Raw genomic sequence first — 17327 nt, forward strand, 5'->3', positions numbered from 1 at the left:
AAAACGAAAGTCTTAGATAAAAGTAGGAAGGTATATTTCAAATACCGATCCCTACTCTGGCGAGTTGCGTTTTATTTCCAGAATATTCACTGCACGTTAATGTTTTCTATTCTTGATGGCCTTTTGAATAAAGGAATACCGGAATCATTGGTGATTCCATCTGCACCTGTTAGGTATAAGTACATTTGCTTTATTTCGTCATCTGTGACGGTTGGATACGTACCTATAATTTCCGTCGGTGACCAAGATTCTATTTTTAAAAATTCAAGCTTGGTAACCTCATTCAGAGTGGGGGCATTCCCGACTTCTACCCTTGCGGCGGAATTAGACCCCAAGGCTATGTATATGTCGTCATAGAGTATTCGTGTGCCACCACTCATAGATCGCACCCAACCGGGAAAATTCATTTGCCGATAAGCCTTCGGTGTGACTCCGTCCGCATCAAAAACCGGAACATTATAATTCCGCCGCTTATACCCTTTATCGGCGGATAGTGTCTCAAACATCACCTTGCCTGGAGCAGTAGGGTCTTCGGGGTTGGCTTTCAGCCAGAAAGTAATACGCATCCAATTATCCCAGCTCCACCACTCATTGCCGACATCGTAGACCATGTTGTAGTCATTACCCGCGATGTAAAACTTTCCTTTACTCCCTACGTGTGTTGGGAGGCAGACGTCTGAGCTGTCTCCTCCAACATCCTGATCGAACAACCAAAGCATTTTGTATGAGCTGTCCTCTGAAAAAGTTCGAGGAGCGTAAACCTTATCTCCGGGAAAATACTCTCCATCTAGCAGTACAGAATAGGATACGAAAACCTCTTGAGTGCCATCGAACTTCTTTTGAAGTTGTTGCATCCCCGTACTGGCGACAGCAACCACGCTGCTGTTTCCGGATTTTCCTTTTGACGCATAGGTCGGGGTGTAATAGTTGTGGATCCAAGACCAGTTGCCGGTGATTGAAGCATTCAGCGAAATCGGTTCACCGGCTAGGGCGCCAGGATTCTCGAAGCTATCGTAAAGAACCTGGTTTGGCCCTAAGCCGAAGTTGCTGCCTGTAATCGAAATAGTTCTCGACTCAATGTTTACCGAGACATCGCTTACAGTTGAGGCTGGGGAATATGCGGGAGCACCAGCGAGAACTAGGGTGATTGATGACAAAACCAAGTGCCTGAGCATAGTGGTGCCCTCCTTTTGCGATTCCCATACAGGCATTATTGGCCTTAACCAGTGTTTGTCAATGTACTTGTCCCAGCATCCCCGATACATTCGTTGGTTCAGAGACCCGAAGCACATTTTTCAGATTCGGCCAATCGAGTTTTGAGATTATAGGCAGGCAAAATGGGAGATGTTGAGCAGCCGGGAGACGAGATCGCTTTTGGAAAGCGGGAGGGATTAAAGACCCCACTTTTGTCCAGATTCTCGTTTAAAGTTAAAGGATATTTCTCTATAAATACTGGAAAATCTTACCGCTTAGTCGTGGACAACCCCCCGGTGAGGTGTAAAATTTCCGTCTTGAGGAAAGTTATGGTTTTCGAAAGGGGAATATAGGGTGTCTAAGCACCAACCGCTCGTTACTGTTATCGTCCCAGCATTCAATAGAGTTCAATATATTGATGAGGCAGTATCTTCGATAGAGCGTCAGGACTATCCGTGGATTGAGTTGATTGTAGTTGACGACGGTTCAACAGATGGCACCTATGAAGCGCTTCTAGCAATGGAAGAACAAGGGCGGCTCAAGCTTCTTACCCATTCAGGCCGTGAAAATCGCGGTCAAGCTGCTGCACTGAATGTCGGCCTTCGAGCCGCCAGAGGTGACTTTGTAGCTATCCTCGATAGTGATGATCTGTTTGCCGATGGCAAGGTTCGCGGGCAGATTGATTACTTAGTTGCTCATCCTGAGGTGGACGTGATTTATGGCAGGGGGATGGCCATTGACGAGTCTGGTAATTCGTTATTTCCGACGTTAGACGATACCCATTTTGAAACCGGTGACCCAAGCCGACTTCTACTTGATTGCTACGTAGCCTTGCCTGGCGGCAGTATGGTGAGGAAAAGGCTCTTCGATACGGTAGGCTTTTTTGAAGAGTCTTTTCGTGCTAGCCAAGACCATGATATGGCTTTACGACTGTTCGAGAATGGAAAAGTTGTCTTTTCACCAGAAATCGTATTTTTCTATCGTAAGCATTCGAATTCGATAAGTAACAATGGACTTGAAACGCGTTGGAAAATTGGTTTTGAAATATTGGAGCGCGCACAAAAGCGCTATCCTTATCAAAGGACTGTAGTGAGAAAGCGGGCCGCGGTTCTCAACTTTAGGTTAGGGCAGGTTTACTGGAATACGGATCGACGTATCGCCGCGTTACCTTTGCTGATAAAATCCTTTTGTCTTGATCCCTTCAGGGCGATCAAAGTGCTAACTGGCCAGGAGAAGGTCCAGTAGGCTGCCATCCAACGTGAGTTTGGGTATGTCTGGAAAGGAATCTATCCTCTTTGTTATTGACCAGTTTGTAAATCCTTACGCCGGCACGGAAAGTCAGTTATTCAAACTGCTTGAAAATTTGCCTCGCCTAGGGTTTGAGCCTCACCTTCTTGTCTTACGCGATTCCGAGTTTGTGCGCTCTGGAAGGATTCCCTGCTCCGTTTGCGCTCTGCCTCATCATAAGCTTCTCGACCCGCGTACGTGGTGGCATTTGTGGATGTTTGGCCGACGCATGCGTAAGAACGGGGTCCGTCTGGCCCACGTCTTTTTTAACGATGCATCCATTTTGTGCCCACCAGTTTTTCGAGCTATTGGACTACGAACGCTCATCTCACGCAGAGATATGGGATATTGGTACACACCTTTATTGATCAGATTGCTGCGTTGTACGCGTCGGTGGGTTGCTGGAGTCGTGGTTAACAGTGAAGCCGTTAGTGAGGTGACTCGGAAGAATGAAGGCTTTGGTTTGGAACATATCAGTGTGATTTATAACGGTTACGAACATGCCAAAGATCGCTCTCCCTCAAAAGGAATACCGGATCTTGAATATTTTTCGCGAAGTGGCCCCGTGGCGTTCCTGGTCGCTAACATCAGACCCATTAAGCGAATTCAGGACGCGATATTAGCTATAGCGAAGTTGAAGAAGATTGGCCGGCATCTCAACTTGGTCGTGATTGGTGGCGGGGATGCATATGATCTTAGAGCTTTTGCTCGTGAGCAGGGAATTGAAGAGCAAGTCTTGTTTGCAGGCAGCCGGCCGGACGTTAGTTATTGGCTTGTAAATGGTTTTGTAGGATTGTCGTGTTCTGAGTCTGAGGGGTATTCCAACGCTGTCGTAGAATACATGCAGGCGGGTTTGCCGGTGGTCGCTTCGGATGTAGGTGGGAATTGTGAAGCAGTGTTAGACGGAGAAACCGGCTTTCGGTTTCTTCCGGGCGACGTAGAGAATCTCGCAAAACGACTGGCGGATCTTTTAGATAACCCCGAGCAGGCGTCTAAAATGGGTGCTGCTGGTCGAAGATTAGCAGAAGAAAGGCATGGGCTAGAGAAGATGTTGCGGGCGCATGCTGATCTATACCAACGTTTGCTGGGGCCCTCGGCTGTGACTCCTTCAAAGGCAGGGACTAAGGAGAATTGGACGTGAATTTCTCATCTTTGGTTCGGCTAGCTGGGCGTTGTGGTGGTTACAGAATTGCTCGCCAGTTAACTGCGCGGCATCCGCGTATATTGATGTACCATCGGTTTTCAAAAGAGTCGGGTCATGGAGTTTGTTCAGCAACTTTCGAGCGCCAAGTCGCCTATATGGCTCGTTATTACTGTCCTATGACCGTCACGCAACTCGTTCAGGGGCACTTTCAGGGTGGCGGTGTACCAAAACACGCCGTAGCAATAACGGTAGATGATGGTTACTATGATTTTTATGAAGTCGCGTGGCCCATCCTCAAGCGGTACGGTGTGCCAGCTACATTTTATGTTACTACGGGATTTATTGATGGCGAGTTGTGGCTCTGGCCTGATCAGCTTGGTTGGTTACTCGAACATGCGCCCTCGGAATCAACTCCTTTTGAAGCACCGCTAATTCGTGTTACGCCTCCGAAATCATTGGAGGATCGAGAGCAGACATTCAACGAGCTCGTTTTTTATCTGCTAGGCGTGCCAGATGATACTAAGCACAATTTTCTGAAATCTCTAGCTTCACATTGGTCGCTAGATATCCCCCAAAATCCCCCAAAACGCGCACGCCCTGTGACATGGGAGCAGCTTGCGGAAATGCAGAGAGAGGGCCTGGAAGTGGGGGGACATACAGTTTCCCACCCAACCTTGGGGCAGGTTAGCTTGGAACAGGCCAGGCGGGAGATTTTGGGCTCTAGTGAGACTTTGGATAGACGCCTTGGCAGCCATCCTCGGTCATTTTGTTATCCAAATGGAACGCCATCTGACTTCATTGCAGAGCATGTCCCAATCGTAAAAGAAGCGGGATTTACAGCAGCCGTCATGGCTTTTTCAGACGCCCAGTCGCATGACCAGCGTTACGCGCTACGTAGACACGCCAGTTCAGAGGAAATGTTTCAGTTCTATAAAGCGGTTTCGGGATTAGAGTTGCTGGGTCATAGACTCAGACGCTCTAAGCTGGAGACGTCGTATGAGTGATTCAATGAGGATCCTCCCCGTTGCAGTAGGAAAAGGTGTAGGCAGTGGAGTCGGCAGCTTCACGTTTGTTCTTTTTTGCTACTTCCTTGTAGATTTCTTTCTTCACTTATCTGCTCGTATTCCGGGTTATGGTGCTATTCGGCCTACTTTGCTTTTGGTGCTCTCGTTAACCCTGCTTCTCTTTTTTCAGAGAGAAAGGTTTAAAGGCTGGACTAATGATTCCGTGATTAAGGCCATGTTGGCCTTTATAATATACCTTGCTCTTTCATTACCATTTGTAGAGTGGCCGGGGAGTGTTTTACGAAACAATCTCTCTGATTTTGTGAAAGTAGTGGTCTTCATTTTTTTTATTGTATTAATTATTGATAGTGATAGGAGGCTTAAAATATTTCTGGCGGTCTTTATAGGCTGCCAGCTAATACGGGTCTTTGAGCCTCTTTTTTTGAATATTACAGAGGGATACTGGGGAAGTAAAACGCATTTGGGGCATGGTGAGTTTTCGAAACGGCTTTCTGGCGCGCCATCCGACGTAATTAACCCTAATGAGTTGGGCTTTGTTATTGTCACTGTTATTCCGTTTCTTCATTATCTAGTATGGTCCGGGAACGCAAAAGCAAAACTTTTCTATTTGTTGACGATGCCGGCTCTTTTGTATGCATTAATTCTTACTCAGTCCAGAGGTGCATTACTGGCTCTTTTTGTTGTCGGATGGATGGTGCTCAAAGCCTCAAAAAATAAGGCCGGGCTCATTGCTTTGGTAATTGTGGTTGCAATTGCTGGTTGGAGTGTGATGTCGGGTGAGCAGAAAGATCGGTATCTTTCCCTAGTAGGAATGTCCGACTCTGCGAACACCGCTACGGCCGAGGGTCGCCTTTCTGGAATTATGAATGAGTTCCAATTGGGGCTGAATCGCCCGATTGTTGGACATGGACTGGGGACGACGCCAGAGGCAAAAACTAACGTCTTGGGAAAAACGCAAGCTGCTCACAATTTTTATGCTGAGTTACTGATTGAAACAGGTATCTTGGGACTAATCTTTTTCATTCGGTTTTTGGTAAAGGTCCACAATAAATTAAGGAAAAATGGGCGTTTTCTGAAAGCGGCCCCAGACGATGATCGAATTGCGTTTTACCGAAGGTTAAATCAAGCGTTAGTTGCTGTTTTCTGGATGTACGTGGTTTACAGCAGCAATTATTGGGGGCTTTCACAGTACTATTGGTATCTTTTTGCGGGTTTGACAATCGTTTTCTCTAATCGGCTTACCCAAGTGATGGGCAATAAAACTTCACAAACCTCAGTTGACATTAATGAGCATGCCGTTGGGAAACACGGCAGGCTGAAGTATGGACAGGTTCATCGTAAAAGGGAGTTGCAGTGAACATCCTCTTAACCGCGTTGCAGCCAAGTGGGGGTATTCGGACCTATTTTCGCTACATTTACGGCGACCAATGTTTTGAGAATTACCGCTTCACTTTAGTTGCGCCGGATGATGGCTTAAGTAATTTTTTGGGTCGAGTTTTACCGAAAGAACGTCTTCTAGTTGAACCTGCGAAGGCCGGTAAAATTGCCTACGTTCGGCAGATGCGGAGCCTTATTTGCTCAGGAAACTATGATCTTGTACAAGCGCATGGATTTTCAGCCGGTCTACTCACTGCTGTCGCTTGTATTGGTTTGCGTATTCCATTCGTAATCACAACCCACGATGTATTCTTGAAGGGGCGGTTTCCTGGATTTAAGGGTTGGCTCGAAAAATCACTGATTGGCAAACTACTGTCAAAAGCATCCGCGATTAATCCAGTGGGACGTGATGCTGCGGAGAACTTGGCGTCGAACTACCCAGCGCTGGAGCGGAAGATTTTCCCAGTCAGAAACGGTATTCATGTTGAGTCTTTTGAGACCTCTAATAGACGCCGCCTAAAGAGAGAATTGGAGCTCCCCAGCGATGCTGTTCTTCTTGGATTTTTTGGTCGCTTTATGGGACAGAAGGGATTTTCGACCCTCCGGGATGCAGTGGAGACATGTCTTGAGGACTCGAGCTTGCGAGGGCGACTGGCGGTTGTTTGTTTTGGCTGGGGCGGGTTTATTCGTGAAGAGCAGGCTGAACTGACGCAAAGGGGTCTAACCCCCTGGTTCCATTTTGTGGACCACACAGACGATATGGCGGAAGCCTTACGTGGTGTAGATATCGCGGTAATGCCTTCCCGTTGGGAAGCGTGCCCCCTTCTACCGATGGAAGCCATGGTTTCGGGAGTGCCTGTGATCGCTAGTGATTGCATTGGGATGAAGGAGGTAACTGAAGATACACCCGCTTTAAGTTTTGCGGTGAACCAAGTTGATGAATTGGCCTCAGCAATAAAATATTCAGTCGACAACCTTCAAGAACGAAAGCAGAGAGCGGAAGCTTTCCGCGAAACCGCAGCGCGGCGTTTTGATGCAAAAGACACTGCTAAGGCGCTACGGACCCTATTCGAATCTACTCTACGGCGTGAATGTGCCGATTCGCAGCCCGAAGGCGTTTGAGTGCAATGTTGCGCTTACTTCTAATAAATACAGGATCCAACGTCCTGCTGATGGTCGTGAAGATGGCGCTGACCTTCATCATGACTCCCATCTTGATCCACAATCTCGGGAACTACGATTACGGTCTCTGGGAGATGGTAGCCGCCGTGTTGGGTTACATGGGTATGCTGGACTTGGGCATCAAACCGGCAATCAGCCGGTTTGCCGCTAAATATAAGGCTGAAGAAGATCAACTGAATCTTCAAACTGTATTTGCTTCCACGCTGGTTTTCATGGCTGCAATTGGATTCTTGATTGCGCTGGCCTTGGCGGGTTGGGGAGTTCTCTTCAGCGGGGCAATGGCGCCTGAGGGAGAAGATCCGCTCAAGTACACTCTTTTTCTTCTGATACTCGCTGGGCAGATGCTTATCGTATTCCCCGGGTACGTCGCTGAGAGCTATCTGGAAGGTTTTCAGCGCTATAACATCAAGAACAACATCACGATAGTAAACAGTCTTATCGGAGCCGTGCTCTTCATTGCATTCGTAGCCCCTGATAATGCTCTATTACTGTTAGCAGCCGTCAATGCAGTAGGGCTGAGCGTAAAATTCCTTATTTACGGTTTCCTGCTCACCCGAGCCTCCTTTGGGCGCATTGTTTTCAATTTGGCGCTTTTCAACGGACGCAAGCTCCGTGAATTGATGGCTTTTGGCTTCAAATCTTTTGTTCAGGGCGTGGCGACACGCATGGAGAACGCCACAGACACCCTCGTAATTGGTTCCTTCCTCGGACCTGCGGCAGTGCCATTTTATAGCATTCCTCAGAACCTGGTGCGGTATATCCAGACGCTGGGATGGACACTGTCCCATGCTTTCATGCCGCTTTTCAGTGATCTCGCAGCACGCTCTGAAAACGACAAGATTCAAGGGATCTACCTGGTGGCAAGTAAGATAGTCGTTGGATTAGTGATGGCTATGGGCATCGGCGCTGCAATCGTCGGGACGCCGTTTCTGGCACTTTGGATTGGGACAGAGTACACCGAACAATCCGATATTATCTTGCTGTTATTGGTGAGCTTTACCGTTCTACCGCTGATTAACCCGTTCAGCAGTCGCTACCTCACTGCTATTGGGAAACACGGTATTTTTGCCCGGCTGATGCCTATTTCCGCGGTCGTCAATCTGGGGCTGAGTCTTCTCCTCGTTCAGTATTATGGGGTGGTGGGCGTAGCGGTGGCGTCTTTATTACCCTCACTCGTCCTTCAACCCGTGCTTCTCGTCTACTCATGTCGACAGTTGGAAGTCCCGGTAGCTACCTACCTCCGGGAAAGTCTGTTGCCCAATGTATTGCCCCTTTTGCTGATGGGCGCGGTGACCGCCTGGATGCGTTGGGGTGTTGGTATCAATAGCTATTTGTTGTTAGTGATAACCGTTCTGCTCGCTATCGTAGTATTTTGCTTGTCGTTTTGGTGTCTGTCATTTAATCCCCAGGAGCGGTCCTTTGTGCTTGAGCGCTCGCCGTTGAGAAGGAGTACTTGAGGCCATGTGTGGGATAGGCGGCATGTTGTCAACCGGTGCTCTGAGTGAAGCGGCGGAAAAGATTCTGATCGATATGGGGCAGGCTATTCATCACCGCGGGCCAGATCAGGAGGGCGTCTGGCGAGAGGGGCGGCTTGGGCTTGTTCACCGGCGCCTTTCTATTCAGGATCTTTCGTCCGCGGGCGCCCAACCGATGGCTTCGAGCTCTGGCCGTTTTGTAATGGCCTTCAACGGAGAAATTTATAACTTCCTGACCCTGAAGCAGGATTTGGAGCTACTGGGAGTCACTTTCAGGGGGCATTCCGACACCGAGGTAATGCTGGCCGCCTTCGAAGCCTGGGGTGTCGAGGAATCGCTTCATCGGTTCAATGGCATGTTTGCCTTTGCGTTAGTCGACCGTGAAGTGGAACAGCTTGTCCTGGCCCGTGACCGCATGGGCGAGAAGCCTCTCTACTATGGTTGGCAAGGCGATACTTTGCTCTTTGGTTCGGAGCTGAAGGCCATGCGTGCCCACCCGGCCTGGCAAGGGAAGATTGACCGAAATGCGCTCGCCCTCTTGCTGCGGCACAACTTTATCCCGGGGCCACACAGCATTTACCGGGATATTCGCAAGCTGCCGCCAGCTACATTGGTCCGATTTGATTTCGACGGAGAGCTCGGAAGTTGGCCCGAGCCGGAGACCTACTGGTCTCTGCCTGAAGCTTTTGCAGTTAGAAAGATCCCGACGCTTGAAGAGGCGGCGGACGAACTTGAGCGCCATCTTGCCACAGTGATTGGTGAGCAGATGATCTCCGATGTCCCCCTGGGAGCGTTTCTCTCCGGCGGCATTGATTCGTCCACCGTGGTCGCGATGATGCAAAAGCAGGCCACCCAACGGGTACGCACCTTCAGCATCGGCTTTAAGGAAGCCGGCTTCAACGAGGCGGAGCACGCCAAGGCCGTGGCAGCCCACTTGGGGACTGAGCATACAGAGCTCTACGTCTCTCCGGAGGACGGCCTGGCGCTTATCCCGAAATTGCCAACGCTTTACGATGAGCCCTTTGCCGATTCTTCCCAGATCCCAACCTACCTGGTCAGCGAGATGACACGCCAGCACGTAACCGTTGCGCTGTCGGGAGACGGTGGCGATGAGCTGTTTTGCGGTTACCCCCGGTATCCGGGCAGCGTTGACGCCTGGAATCGTCGGGGGCAGCTCAGGGCCCGCATGCGCCAATGGGCTTCAAGTTTGCCTCCGGAATTGATGGCTGGACTTGTTCAGAAACTGGTTCCGGGGCAGGGTGGGCGGGCCCGCGCCTCCCTCGAGGAACGTTTGCGTCAGGAAGCAGCGGTGGCGGGCGCCGGAACTCTGGCGGAGCGTTATCGCCAGAGCGTGAGCTTTTGGGCGGCGCCGGAGCGTCTCGTCAAGAACGGGCAGGAACCTGACTATGCTCTTACGAAGCCCGTTCCCAAAGCTGTCTCGAGCGACCCTCTCAAGACCCTGATGTGGTTGGATCTCAACTGGTATCTGCCGGACGATATCCTTGTAAAAGTGGATCGGGCTGCCATGGCATGCAGCCTCGAAACACGTGTGCCTTTGCTGGACCGACGCATCGTGGAGTTCGCTTTGGGGCTTCCGAGCGAGCTTAATTATTCGGGGGGAGTAGGGAAGCGGGTATTACGTGAGGTTCTCTACCGGTATGTTCCCAAGGAGCTGGTGGAGCGCCCCAAACAGGGATTTGCGGTGCCATTGGGCCACTGGTTGAGAACCAGCTTGAGAGATTGGGCTGAGGAGCTTCTGAGCGAGCGTCGACTCCAGGAGGAGGGTTATTTCCATCCGGAGCCCATTCGACGGCTTTGGGAAGCGCACTTGAAAGGCAAAGACGACCACGCCTATCCGCTGTGGGGTGTTTTGATGTTTCAGGCATGGCTTGGGCATGGAGGCTAAAACAGTGGAGGTTTCCGGCCCGATTGTAAGCATCGTAACGCCTACGTTTAATCGGGCGAAATACATTCGCCTTGCCGTTGAGAGCGTGCTGGCCCAGACCGAACGGCGCTGGGAGTTACTCATCGTGGATGACGGATCAACCGACGATACCGCTACCGTTTTGCAGCCTTATCTCAGTGACCCTCGCATCAACTATATTTATCAGAGCAACAGAGGCCAGAGTGCGGCAAGAAATGTGGCATTGAATAATGCCCGTGGTGCCTACGTCGGCTTTCTGGACTCTGACGATATCTGGTTTCCGGAGAAATTGGAGCGTCAGCTGCAGCTCTTTGAGCGCCACCCTGATGCGCACATCGTTCACGGTGATGAGATAACGATTGATGAAAAAGGGGACGAAATCAGCCGCAAGAATATGCGCAGGTATTCGGGCCGGATTACACCGCAACTTCTGGCCGACAACAGCGTGAGTATTACCACCGCTCTGGTTCGGCGTGAATGCTTTGATGTGATGGGAGGCTTCGATCCTAAGTACGGAGTGGCTGATGATTACGAGTTGTGGTTGCGTTTTTCTGCCCGGTATTTATTCCTTTATGACCCAGGACTGGTCGCGGGTTATCGGGTAATGCCCGATCAGATTTCGTCCGACAAACGTCGTCGCTTTGCCGCGAATGAGCGGATCATTCTGGATTTTCTGGAGCGGCACGGTGACTGCCTGTCTTCCACCGAGAGGCGTAAGGGTCTGGCTATGTTTTTTACTCGAAAGGCCCGATATTTTGCGTCCGTTGGAGAGTTCCGGACGGCCGTGAAGGCGATCTCACGTTCACTAGTCTACGCTCCCACCAACCCTGTGGTGTGGCGGGGCGTTTACCGGGTTATTCGCCCACAGAGCATTGGGTGATTGACTGCTAATGAACAATGATCAGAAAAAGTCCCCGGTTCCAGAAGACTCAATTGGCTCGATAAGGTCTGTCTCCTGGCACCCCAGGTACCGGGAGGGTGTTCTGGAACTCTTTTCAAACGTGCCGCACAAGGCGCAGCTGTGGCAATGGGAGTTCGAGAGTAACCCGTTCGGGAAAGCCTTCGATCCCGTTCTTCTCGTCGACCGGGAGGATCAGGTCGTTGGCTTTAACGGCGTGATGCCTATCGAGGCCACCGCCTATGGTGAGCCAATCGACGCGCTCTGGAGTTGTGATTTCCATGTTGTGGAATCGTGGCGAGGCAAGGGATTGGGGAGTCAAATCAAGAGCGTATTGCACGGCAAAGCCAAAGAGGTGATGGCATTTGGTATAAGCGACCATGCAAGCAGGGTGCTTCTTCATTTGGGGTGGAAGCCCGACCTCAGGGTGCGTAATTATCGTTTGCTGAGAAGTTCCCGTGGCATTCGGGAATGGGCGTTCAGGGCAATTCAATGGCTCAACCGGAGCCTTGGATTATTGGGCCCCCGCCTTTCCAATTGCACGATAACCGTACAATCAACCTTGCCTGACCAAGCTTCGGTAAATGAGTTATGGGAACGGGAGAAGAGCGGCTACTCAAGAATCGTCAAACGTTCCTTTGAGTACCTAAACTGGAAATATCAGCGCCACCCGCTTGCTCGTTACGCCTTTGTATGTGCCTGGGAGCATCAAAAGCTTGCCGCAATCATGGTGGTTCGGTTCCATGGGGAAACGCTGAAAATTGTCGATTATGCCGGCCCGGCCTCCAATGCCGCGCTTAAAAGGGCGCTGGTACGTCGTGTTCGAGACCATTGGCGACATGCTCTGCAGTTAACTGTGGTTACGTCGGATGCCCAGTTGGGGCAGTGTTTACGCAATGAGGGTTTCTTCTCTCCTCGTACTCGCCCGAGATTTTATATCCATGATTCAGTTGCTTCAGAGAACGAACCTTCCCGAAGTTGGTTCATTATGGCTGGAGACTCGGATGGGGAGTTGCTGGGCGCTGCTGCAGAGTTCTGCAGGGGTTATACAGTGTTGAATGAAACGGAATTCAATTGAAAGGGACAAACATGACCGAGGGTGCTCCAACCGTCAGCGTGATCACACCTACGTTTAATCGCGCGGATTTTATTGGCGAGACTGTCGAGAGTATTCTCGCCCAGACGTTCGGTGATTTTGAGTTATTGATCGTTGATGACGGCTCAACGGACAACACCAGGGAGATTTTGTCTCCCTATCTGTCGGATAAGCGTCTGCGTTATTTCTACCAGGAAAATCAGGGCCAAAGTGTAGCCAGGAATCGAGGGTTAACCGAGTCCAGGGGTCAATTCCTTTGTTTTATTGATTCGGACAATGTGTGGCTTCCCAACAAACTGGAGAGCCAGCTCAATTTTTTACGTGAGCATCCAGAGGTCGACATCGTTTACGGAGACATTATTACGATTGATGAGACTTCAAAGGAGATCGGGCGGGAGAACATGCGGCGTTTTAGTGGCCATATTGCCGGGGATTTGCTGCGCGATAATTTCGTGAGCATCAATACAAGCATGGTGAGACGCCATTGCTATACAGAGCTCGGAGGGTTCAACGAAAAGGATCGGCTGGCTGAGGACTATGAACTCTGGTTGAGGTATTCAACGCGTTTTAAATTTCACTATATGCCTGAATATTTTGCCAAGTACCGTGTCATGGATGATCAGATCTCCAGCGACAAATCCGCACGTTTCTGGGCGAATGAGCGAACGCTCAGGTTATTCCTGGAGGCATACCCTACGGCGGTGGATTGGAAGACCCAAAGAAAGGGATGGTCGACCTTTTTCGCCCGCAAAGCCAGATATCTGGCTGGCCAGCGAAGCGTAACCAAGGCATTGCTCACTTCCTTGCAGTCATTGGCGCAATGGCCCTTTCACAGTACCGGTTGGCGCGCCCTTTTCCGGGTCTTTTTTCCAGGCTTGAAAGATGTCCGCTGACAGAACTCTGCGTGTTTGCCAGCTCAGCGAGTCTCAATTCCAGTCTATGGCTGACGATTGGCAGGCATGTCTGGCACGCTCAGATGCGCACCCCCTGTTTATGGGTTGGCCCTGGCTTTACAGCTGGTGGCAACGATGGTCTCAGGTACTTGGGCTGCAACTCCTGCTCCTTGGCGTATATGATCGAAGCGGAGAGCTCGTTGGTATTGGCCCATTTTATCGGCGCGACCAGGTAACGCCGACCGGCCTGCGAGTGCGCCGGGTTCATTTGATTGGCAATGCCTGGCATGTTGCCCCTACCGTTCGCACCGAATATTGCAGCCTGATCACTGCCAACGAGAGATCCGATGACGTTTACCAAGCGTTGCTGGAAGCCCTGCATACGCTGCCGTGGGACGAGTGGGTTTTGTGCGATGCTCTGGAATCGGAACTTCAGCGCCTGGAACAGAACGATGGTGAGCTTGGGCCTGAAATCTACAGAGTTAACAGGGTGCGGGACGAAGGGGTGCGTATCGAGACCAGTGGCAGTTTCGACGACTGGTTAGTTGGGTTGGGTTCCAACACTCGCCTGAAAGTCTTCAATCGCCGAAAGTACCTTGAGTCCAGGGGAGACCTCAAACTGACGTCTTCCCCAACCGGTGACAGCGCGCAATTTCTGTCGAGACTGAACGCGTTCCATAAGGCTCGCTGGGGAAAGCCGGCATTTGATCACGAGGCACTGCTTTTCCACCAACACATGATAGAACGGCTAGAAAAGTTTGGCGGCCGGGTGCATCTCTCTGAGCTTTATTTTGAGAACGAGTGTGTTTCGGTTCTCTATGATGTAACGGTGGCCGGCCAAAGGATAAACCTTCAGGCCGGGTATCAGGAGGACCTGGACCCAAGGGTGGCCTTAGGGTCCTTGCATCTTGGCTATGCCATAGAAGACGCTTTTGGCGACCAGGAAACCGCCTACTACGATTTGTTGGCGGGTGGTGGGAAGAACCACGATTACAAGAAGCATTACCGCGGCCAGATCGTGGTCTTCCAGACTGTGCAGCTGGTACGCAACCCGTTTTTGAGCTCTGTATATAGGAAACAGCATAAAATGCCCGCGACTTTGAGGCGCTTCGTAAATCGCTGGTTGAAGTTGTAGTAGAGTGTTGGTTGCGATGGAATTGGCAATGTGCAAAGGGCACAATAGACACGTGCAGTTACTTCATAAGGATTGTGAAAATGGCAGCTCACCGAGGGGACATGGTAGGTGTAAAGTACCAATGGATGTCTTACCTGGTTGGATTTGCTTCACTCCTTTTGGTTCTCTGGCCCACTCTTGCCGACATCTTTGGTCGCTGGCTCAAACTGGATGAGTCTTACTCCCACGGTTTCCTGTTAGCCGCTGTTTCGCTCTTCCTTACTTTCAGGGCAGCCCGAAAGCATCCAGCCGTTCCGGGATTCTATCCTTCCTGGCTTTTACCCTTTGTGATTTGCCTGTCCGCTTACTGGGTCGGAGGGCTCATTCGCTTGCAGGCGCTTCAGCACCTGGCCCTGATTCCTCTGTTACTGAGCGCCTTTGCCGTGCTCGTGGGATGGCGGCAGGGCAAGTGGTTCCTGGTACCTTTGGGCATACTCTTTCTGGCGATACCGGTTTGGGATTTTCTGTCCTGGCCACTGCAGTTGGTTACCGTTGCGGTTAATCAGGCATTGCTGGGGCTATTCGACATTGAATTTGAGGTCGAAGGTGTATTTGTTTACCTGATCGGTGTTGGTGCCTTTGAGGTGGCAAACGGCTGCTCCGGGCTTCGCTACCTTCTGGTGGGTCAGGCGCTGGTTTTGATCTACGGGGAGCTTTACCTCACCCGACTTCGGTCGAAGGTTTTTCTCTATTTATTGGGATGTGGCTTCGCCCTCGTTGCCAACTGGATTCGCGTATTCGTCATTATCTACATGGGTTATGAAACCAATATGCAATCCAGTCTGATTGAGAACCACGATAATTTCGGCTGGTGGGTGTTTGCCGGCACCCTGGTGCCCCTTTATTTCCTGGCGCGTCGTCTGGAGCTTCGGGACGAAAGGGCAGAAACTGAACCGGGGCAGAGGGTCGAAGAGGCGCGCCCTCAGGGCGAGAATGGCAGCGCAGTCTATGGTGTCATCGCCCTGGTGGTGCTTGCTTTGGGAGTCTGGTCCGCGCTTCCGGAAAAGCGATCAAAGATAGCAAACCATCCAGAAAACTATGGTGTGGATTTAGGGAATCTGTATGCGCCCGTCTTCGGTTCCCAGCTGGCGGGTTGGAAGCCCAATCTGCGAAACCCCGACCGGGTTTATGTACAGACAATGTTCGATCGTAGCAGGGCCAGGGTAGGCGCCAGTCCCGACAGCGTGTTCTATCTCGGCGTGTTCACTTACGACTACCAGAGGAATGGCGCAGAGCTGATCCAGTACAGCAATCGCTTGTATGATCGTGACCTTTGGATGCCGGAGGCCTTCTTTCCGGTTGATACACCTCTGAATATCCCGATTCAGGGCCTTACCCTCAAACACCGGTTGTCTGGGAAGCGTGTTCACCTTGGATACACTTACTACGCCCACGGCCAATGGGAAACCGATCAGTGGCGTGCGAAACTGGCGCAGGTGTCGGGATTCTTCAGCAATCGTGATGATGCGTCTTTGTTGATAGGGGCGGTTCAATGCCTGGAATGCGACGTACCGGAAACACTGTCCGGTTTCATCAGTGATGCTTTTCCGGCCGCATTGTCTCGGATAGAAGCGACGGTTGGCGAGCCTGCTCGTTGAGGAAATTGCCCAGCCGCCGCAGGAAATTGGAGTGATTGGTAGTGCTCCACTCCCGGGCAAGCTCCGCGCGTTTGCCGAGCATATCCAGTGGTTCCGTCAATGCGCCAGCGACGACTGTCTCAAGATCGGCGTCGGCTACCCTGAAACGGGTTCCCAGGCGGAACTTTTGGGTTGCGGTTGGGCGTGCCAGGAATCCGAACGTTGGTGATACCAGTTCGTTCATTGGGGGCGCATCGGTTGTGATGGTTACGCAGCCGTTTGCCAAAGCTTCTGCCAGTACCTGCCCGTAACCCTCCACCTCTGAGGGCTGAATAGCGAACCCGGCTTTGCCCCACAGAGATGAGAGTTCTTCTTCTTTGATGTTCTTCCTGATTTCTACATTGGGCAAGTGAGCGGGAAGTTCCGGTGCCTGTTCAGAAACCACCACAAGTTTTGGCCACTCCGGGTGGCGTTGCCAGCAATTCAGTACGGACTGGGTACCCTTGAGTTGGCTGGTGCCGGCGACATGAAGCGCCAGCCCGTAGTTCTTTTGTTCTTGTTGCATGCCGTGCCCCGCCATGTCCCCTGTAAAACCGAGAAACTCGGTGGAAGAGTGCAGCTTTTCAAAGATCTCAGCCGCATGTCTGGTTTTGCCAAGCACTTTATCGACTTCTGCCAGGTAGGGAAGACGCGACTCAATAAACCATTCCTGGTTGGGGATCAGCCAGTGGTGCTGTCCCTTCCAGAGTTGCGTAGGCTGGATGTTCTCCAGGTGAACGACAAGGTCTTCAGGGCTGGTAGCTTTCAGCAGTTTTGAAAACCGGACAAGTGTACGGAAATACAGTCGCCGAAAACGTTCCGAGGTGAGCCGCTGGAGCAGGGCAAAGAAGCGTTTTTCGAGGTTCCTGCGCCATTGTCGGAGGGGAGCCAGTTGCAGAATAGCGCATTCATGCCCATGAGACTCGACGGCGGCCTTGAGTATCTGGCTATCCTTTTTCAAACCTCGACCACTGCCGGAATAGACAATCAGTACGCGCATACACCTGAACCAAAAAATAAAAAGCCCTGCCAGGGCAGGGCT

At 51.2% G+C, this 17327-nt stretch carries 14 protein-coding genes; 12 read left to right on the forward strand and 2 right to left on the reverse strand.

Annotated features, from left to right (window positions below; translation table 11 throughout):
- Positions 1-86: 86 nt before the first annotated feature.
- Positions 87-1175 (reverse strand): hypothetical protein, encoded by a 1089-nt coding sequence (locus tag ACFC20_RS09800; RefSeq protein WP_375192841.1) that lies wholly within the window; start codon positions 1173-1175, stop codon positions 87-89.
- Between the two features lie 373 nt (positions 1176-1548).
- On the opposite strand from ACFC20_RS09800, the gene ACFC20_RS09805 reads away from it, so the two are divergent.
- The 12 genes from ACFC20_RS09805 to ACFC20_RS09860 all read left to right on the forward strand — a co-directional run bounded on the left by ACFC20_RS09805 (position 1549) and on the right by ACFC20_RS09860 (position 16267).
- A complete protein-coding gene (locus ACFC20_RS09805; RefSeq protein WP_375192842.1) occupies positions 1549-2439 on the forward strand; it encodes a glycosyltransferase family 2 protein in 891 nt (296 codons plus the stop codon).
- A 25-nt stretch (positions 2440-2464) separates the two neighbouring features.
- Positions 2465-3622 (forward strand): glycosyltransferase family 4 protein, encoded by a 1158-nt coding sequence (locus ACFC20_RS09810; protein WP_375192843.1) that lies wholly within the window; start codon positions 2465-2467, stop codon positions 3620-3622.
- Positions 3619-4629 carry a polysaccharide deacetylase family protein gene (locus ACFC20_RS09815; RefSeq protein WP_375192844.1) on the forward strand — a complete coding sequence of 337 codons (1011 nt, stop codon included), beginning with the start codon at positions 3619-3621 and terminating at the stop codon, positions 4627-4629. The genes ACFC20_RS09810 and ACFC20_RS09815 overlap by 4 nt, the downstream gene beginning before the upstream one ends.
- The gene (locus ACFC20_RS09820) at positions 4622-6007 is read left to right on the forward strand and encodes an O-antigen ligase family protein (RefSeq protein WP_375192845.1); all 1386 of its coding nucleotides are present in this window, start codon (positions 4622-4624) and stop codon (positions 6005-6007) included. Before ACFC20_RS09815 ends, ACFC20_RS09820 begins: the two co-directional genes overlap by 8 nt.
- On the forward strand, positions 6004-7149 hold the full coding sequence (locus tag ACFC20_RS09825) for a glycosyltransferase family 4 protein (protein WP_375192846.1): 1146 nt from the start codon (positions 6004-6006) through the stop codon (positions 7147-7149). The genes ACFC20_RS09820 and ACFC20_RS09825 overlap by 4 nt, the downstream gene beginning before the upstream one ends.
- A gap of 5 nt (positions 7150-7154) precedes the next feature.
- Positions 7155-8666, forward strand: coding sequence for an oligosaccharide flippase family protein (locus tag ACFC20_RS09830; protein ID WP_375192847.1), 1512 nt, complete (start codon positions 7155-7157; stop codon positions 8664-8666).
- Between the two features lie 4 nt (positions 8667-8670).
- The gene (asnB, locus tag ACFC20_RS09835; RefSeq protein ID WP_375192848.1) at positions 8671-10590 is read left to right on the forward strand and encodes an asparagine synthase (glutamine-hydrolyzing); all 1920 of its coding nucleotides are present in this window, start codon (positions 8671-8673) and stop codon (positions 10588-10590) included.
- A complete protein-coding gene (locus ACFC20_RS09840) occupies positions 10580-11488 on the forward strand; it encodes a glycosyltransferase (protein WP_375192849.1) in 909 nt (302 codons plus the stop codon). The genes asnB and ACFC20_RS09840 overlap by 11 nt, the downstream gene beginning before the upstream one ends.
- A 10-nt stretch (positions 11489-11498) precedes the next feature.
- The gene (locus ACFC20_RS09845; protein ID WP_375192850.1) at positions 11499-12584 is read left to right on the forward strand and encodes a GNAT family N-acetyltransferase; all 1086 of its coding nucleotides are present in this window, start codon (positions 11499-11501) and stop codon (positions 12582-12584) included.
- Positions 12585-12595: 11 nt separating this feature from the next.
- A complete protein-coding gene (locus ACFC20_RS09850) occupies positions 12596-13495 on the forward strand; it encodes a glycosyltransferase (RefSeq protein WP_375192851.1) in 900 nt (299 codons plus the stop codon).
- Positions 13485-14630 carry a GNAT family N-acetyltransferase gene (locus tag ACFC20_RS09855; protein ID WP_375192852.1) on the forward strand — a complete coding sequence of 382 codons (1146 nt, stop codon included), beginning with the start codon at positions 13485-13487 and terminating at the stop codon, positions 14628-14630. The genes ACFC20_RS09850 and ACFC20_RS09855 overlap by 11 nt, the downstream gene beginning before the upstream one ends.
- Before the next feature lie 80 nt (positions 14631-14710).
- Positions 14711-16267: an exosortase/archaeosortase family protein gene (locus ACFC20_RS09860; RefSeq protein WP_375192853.1), complete on the forward strand. Its 1557-nt coding sequence runs from the start codon at positions 14711-14713 to the stop codon at positions 16265-16267.
- On the opposite strand, the gene ACFC20_RS09865 is transcribed toward ACFC20_RS09860, so the two are convergent.
- Positions 16203-17285 (reverse strand): glycosyltransferase, encoded by a 1083-nt coding sequence (locus ACFC20_RS09865; RefSeq protein WP_375192854.1) that lies wholly within the window; start codon positions 17283-17285, stop codon positions 16203-16205. The genes ACFC20_RS09860 and ACFC20_RS09865 overlap by 65 nt on opposite strands.
- Positions 17286-17327: the final 42 nt, after the last annotated feature.

Origin of the sequence: Marinobacter sp. (assembly GCF_041984545.1) — a bacterium.
Taxonomy (GTDB): Bacteria; Pseudomonadota; Gammaproteobacteria; order Pseudomonadales; family Oleiphilaceae; genus Marinobacter.

Coding starts and splice junctions, on each gene's coding strand:
- ACFC20_RS09845 (WP_375192850.1), top strand. CDS start 11,499: ATGAACAATGATCAGAAAAAGTCCCCGGTTCCAGAAGACTCAATTGGC.
- ACFC20_RS09810 (WP_375192843.1), top strand. CDS start 2,465: ATGTCTGGAAAGGAATCTATCCTCTTTGTTATTGACCAGTTTGTAAAT.
- ACFC20_RS09850 (WP_375192851.1), top strand. CDS start 12,596: ATGACCGAGGGTGCTCCAACCGTCAGCGTGATCACACCTACGTTTAAT.
- asnB (WP_375192848.1), top strand. CDS start 8,671: ATGTGTGGGATAGGCGGCATGTTGTCAACCGGTGCTCTGAGTGAAGCG.
- ACFC20_RS09800 (WP_375192841.1), bottom strand. CDS start 1,175: ATGCTCAGGCACTTGGTTTTGTCATCAATCACCCTAGTTCTCGCTGGT.
- ACFC20_RS09830 (WP_375192847.1), top strand. CDS start 7,155: ATGTTGCGCTTACTTCTAATAAATACAGGATCCAACGTCCTGCTGATG.
- ACFC20_RS09820 (WP_375192845.1), top strand. CDS start 4,622: ATGAGTGATTCAATGAGGATCCTCCCCGTTGCAGTAGGAAAAGGTGTA.
- ACFC20_RS09840 (WP_375192849.1), top strand. CDS start 10,580: ATGGAGGCTAAAACAGTGGAGGTTTCCGGCCCGATTGTAAGCATCGTA.
- ACFC20_RS09855 (WP_375192852.1), top strand. CDS start 13,485: ATGTCCGCTGACAGAACTCTGCGTGTTTGCCAGCTCAGCGAGTCTCAA.
- ACFC20_RS09860 (WP_375192853.1), top strand. CDS start 14,711: ATGGCAGCTCACCGAGGGGACATGGTAGGTGTAAAGTACCAATGGATG.
- ACFC20_RS09865 (WP_375192854.1), bottom strand. CDS start 17,285: ATGCGCGTACTGATTGTCTATTCCGGCAGTGGTCGAGGTTTGAAAAAG.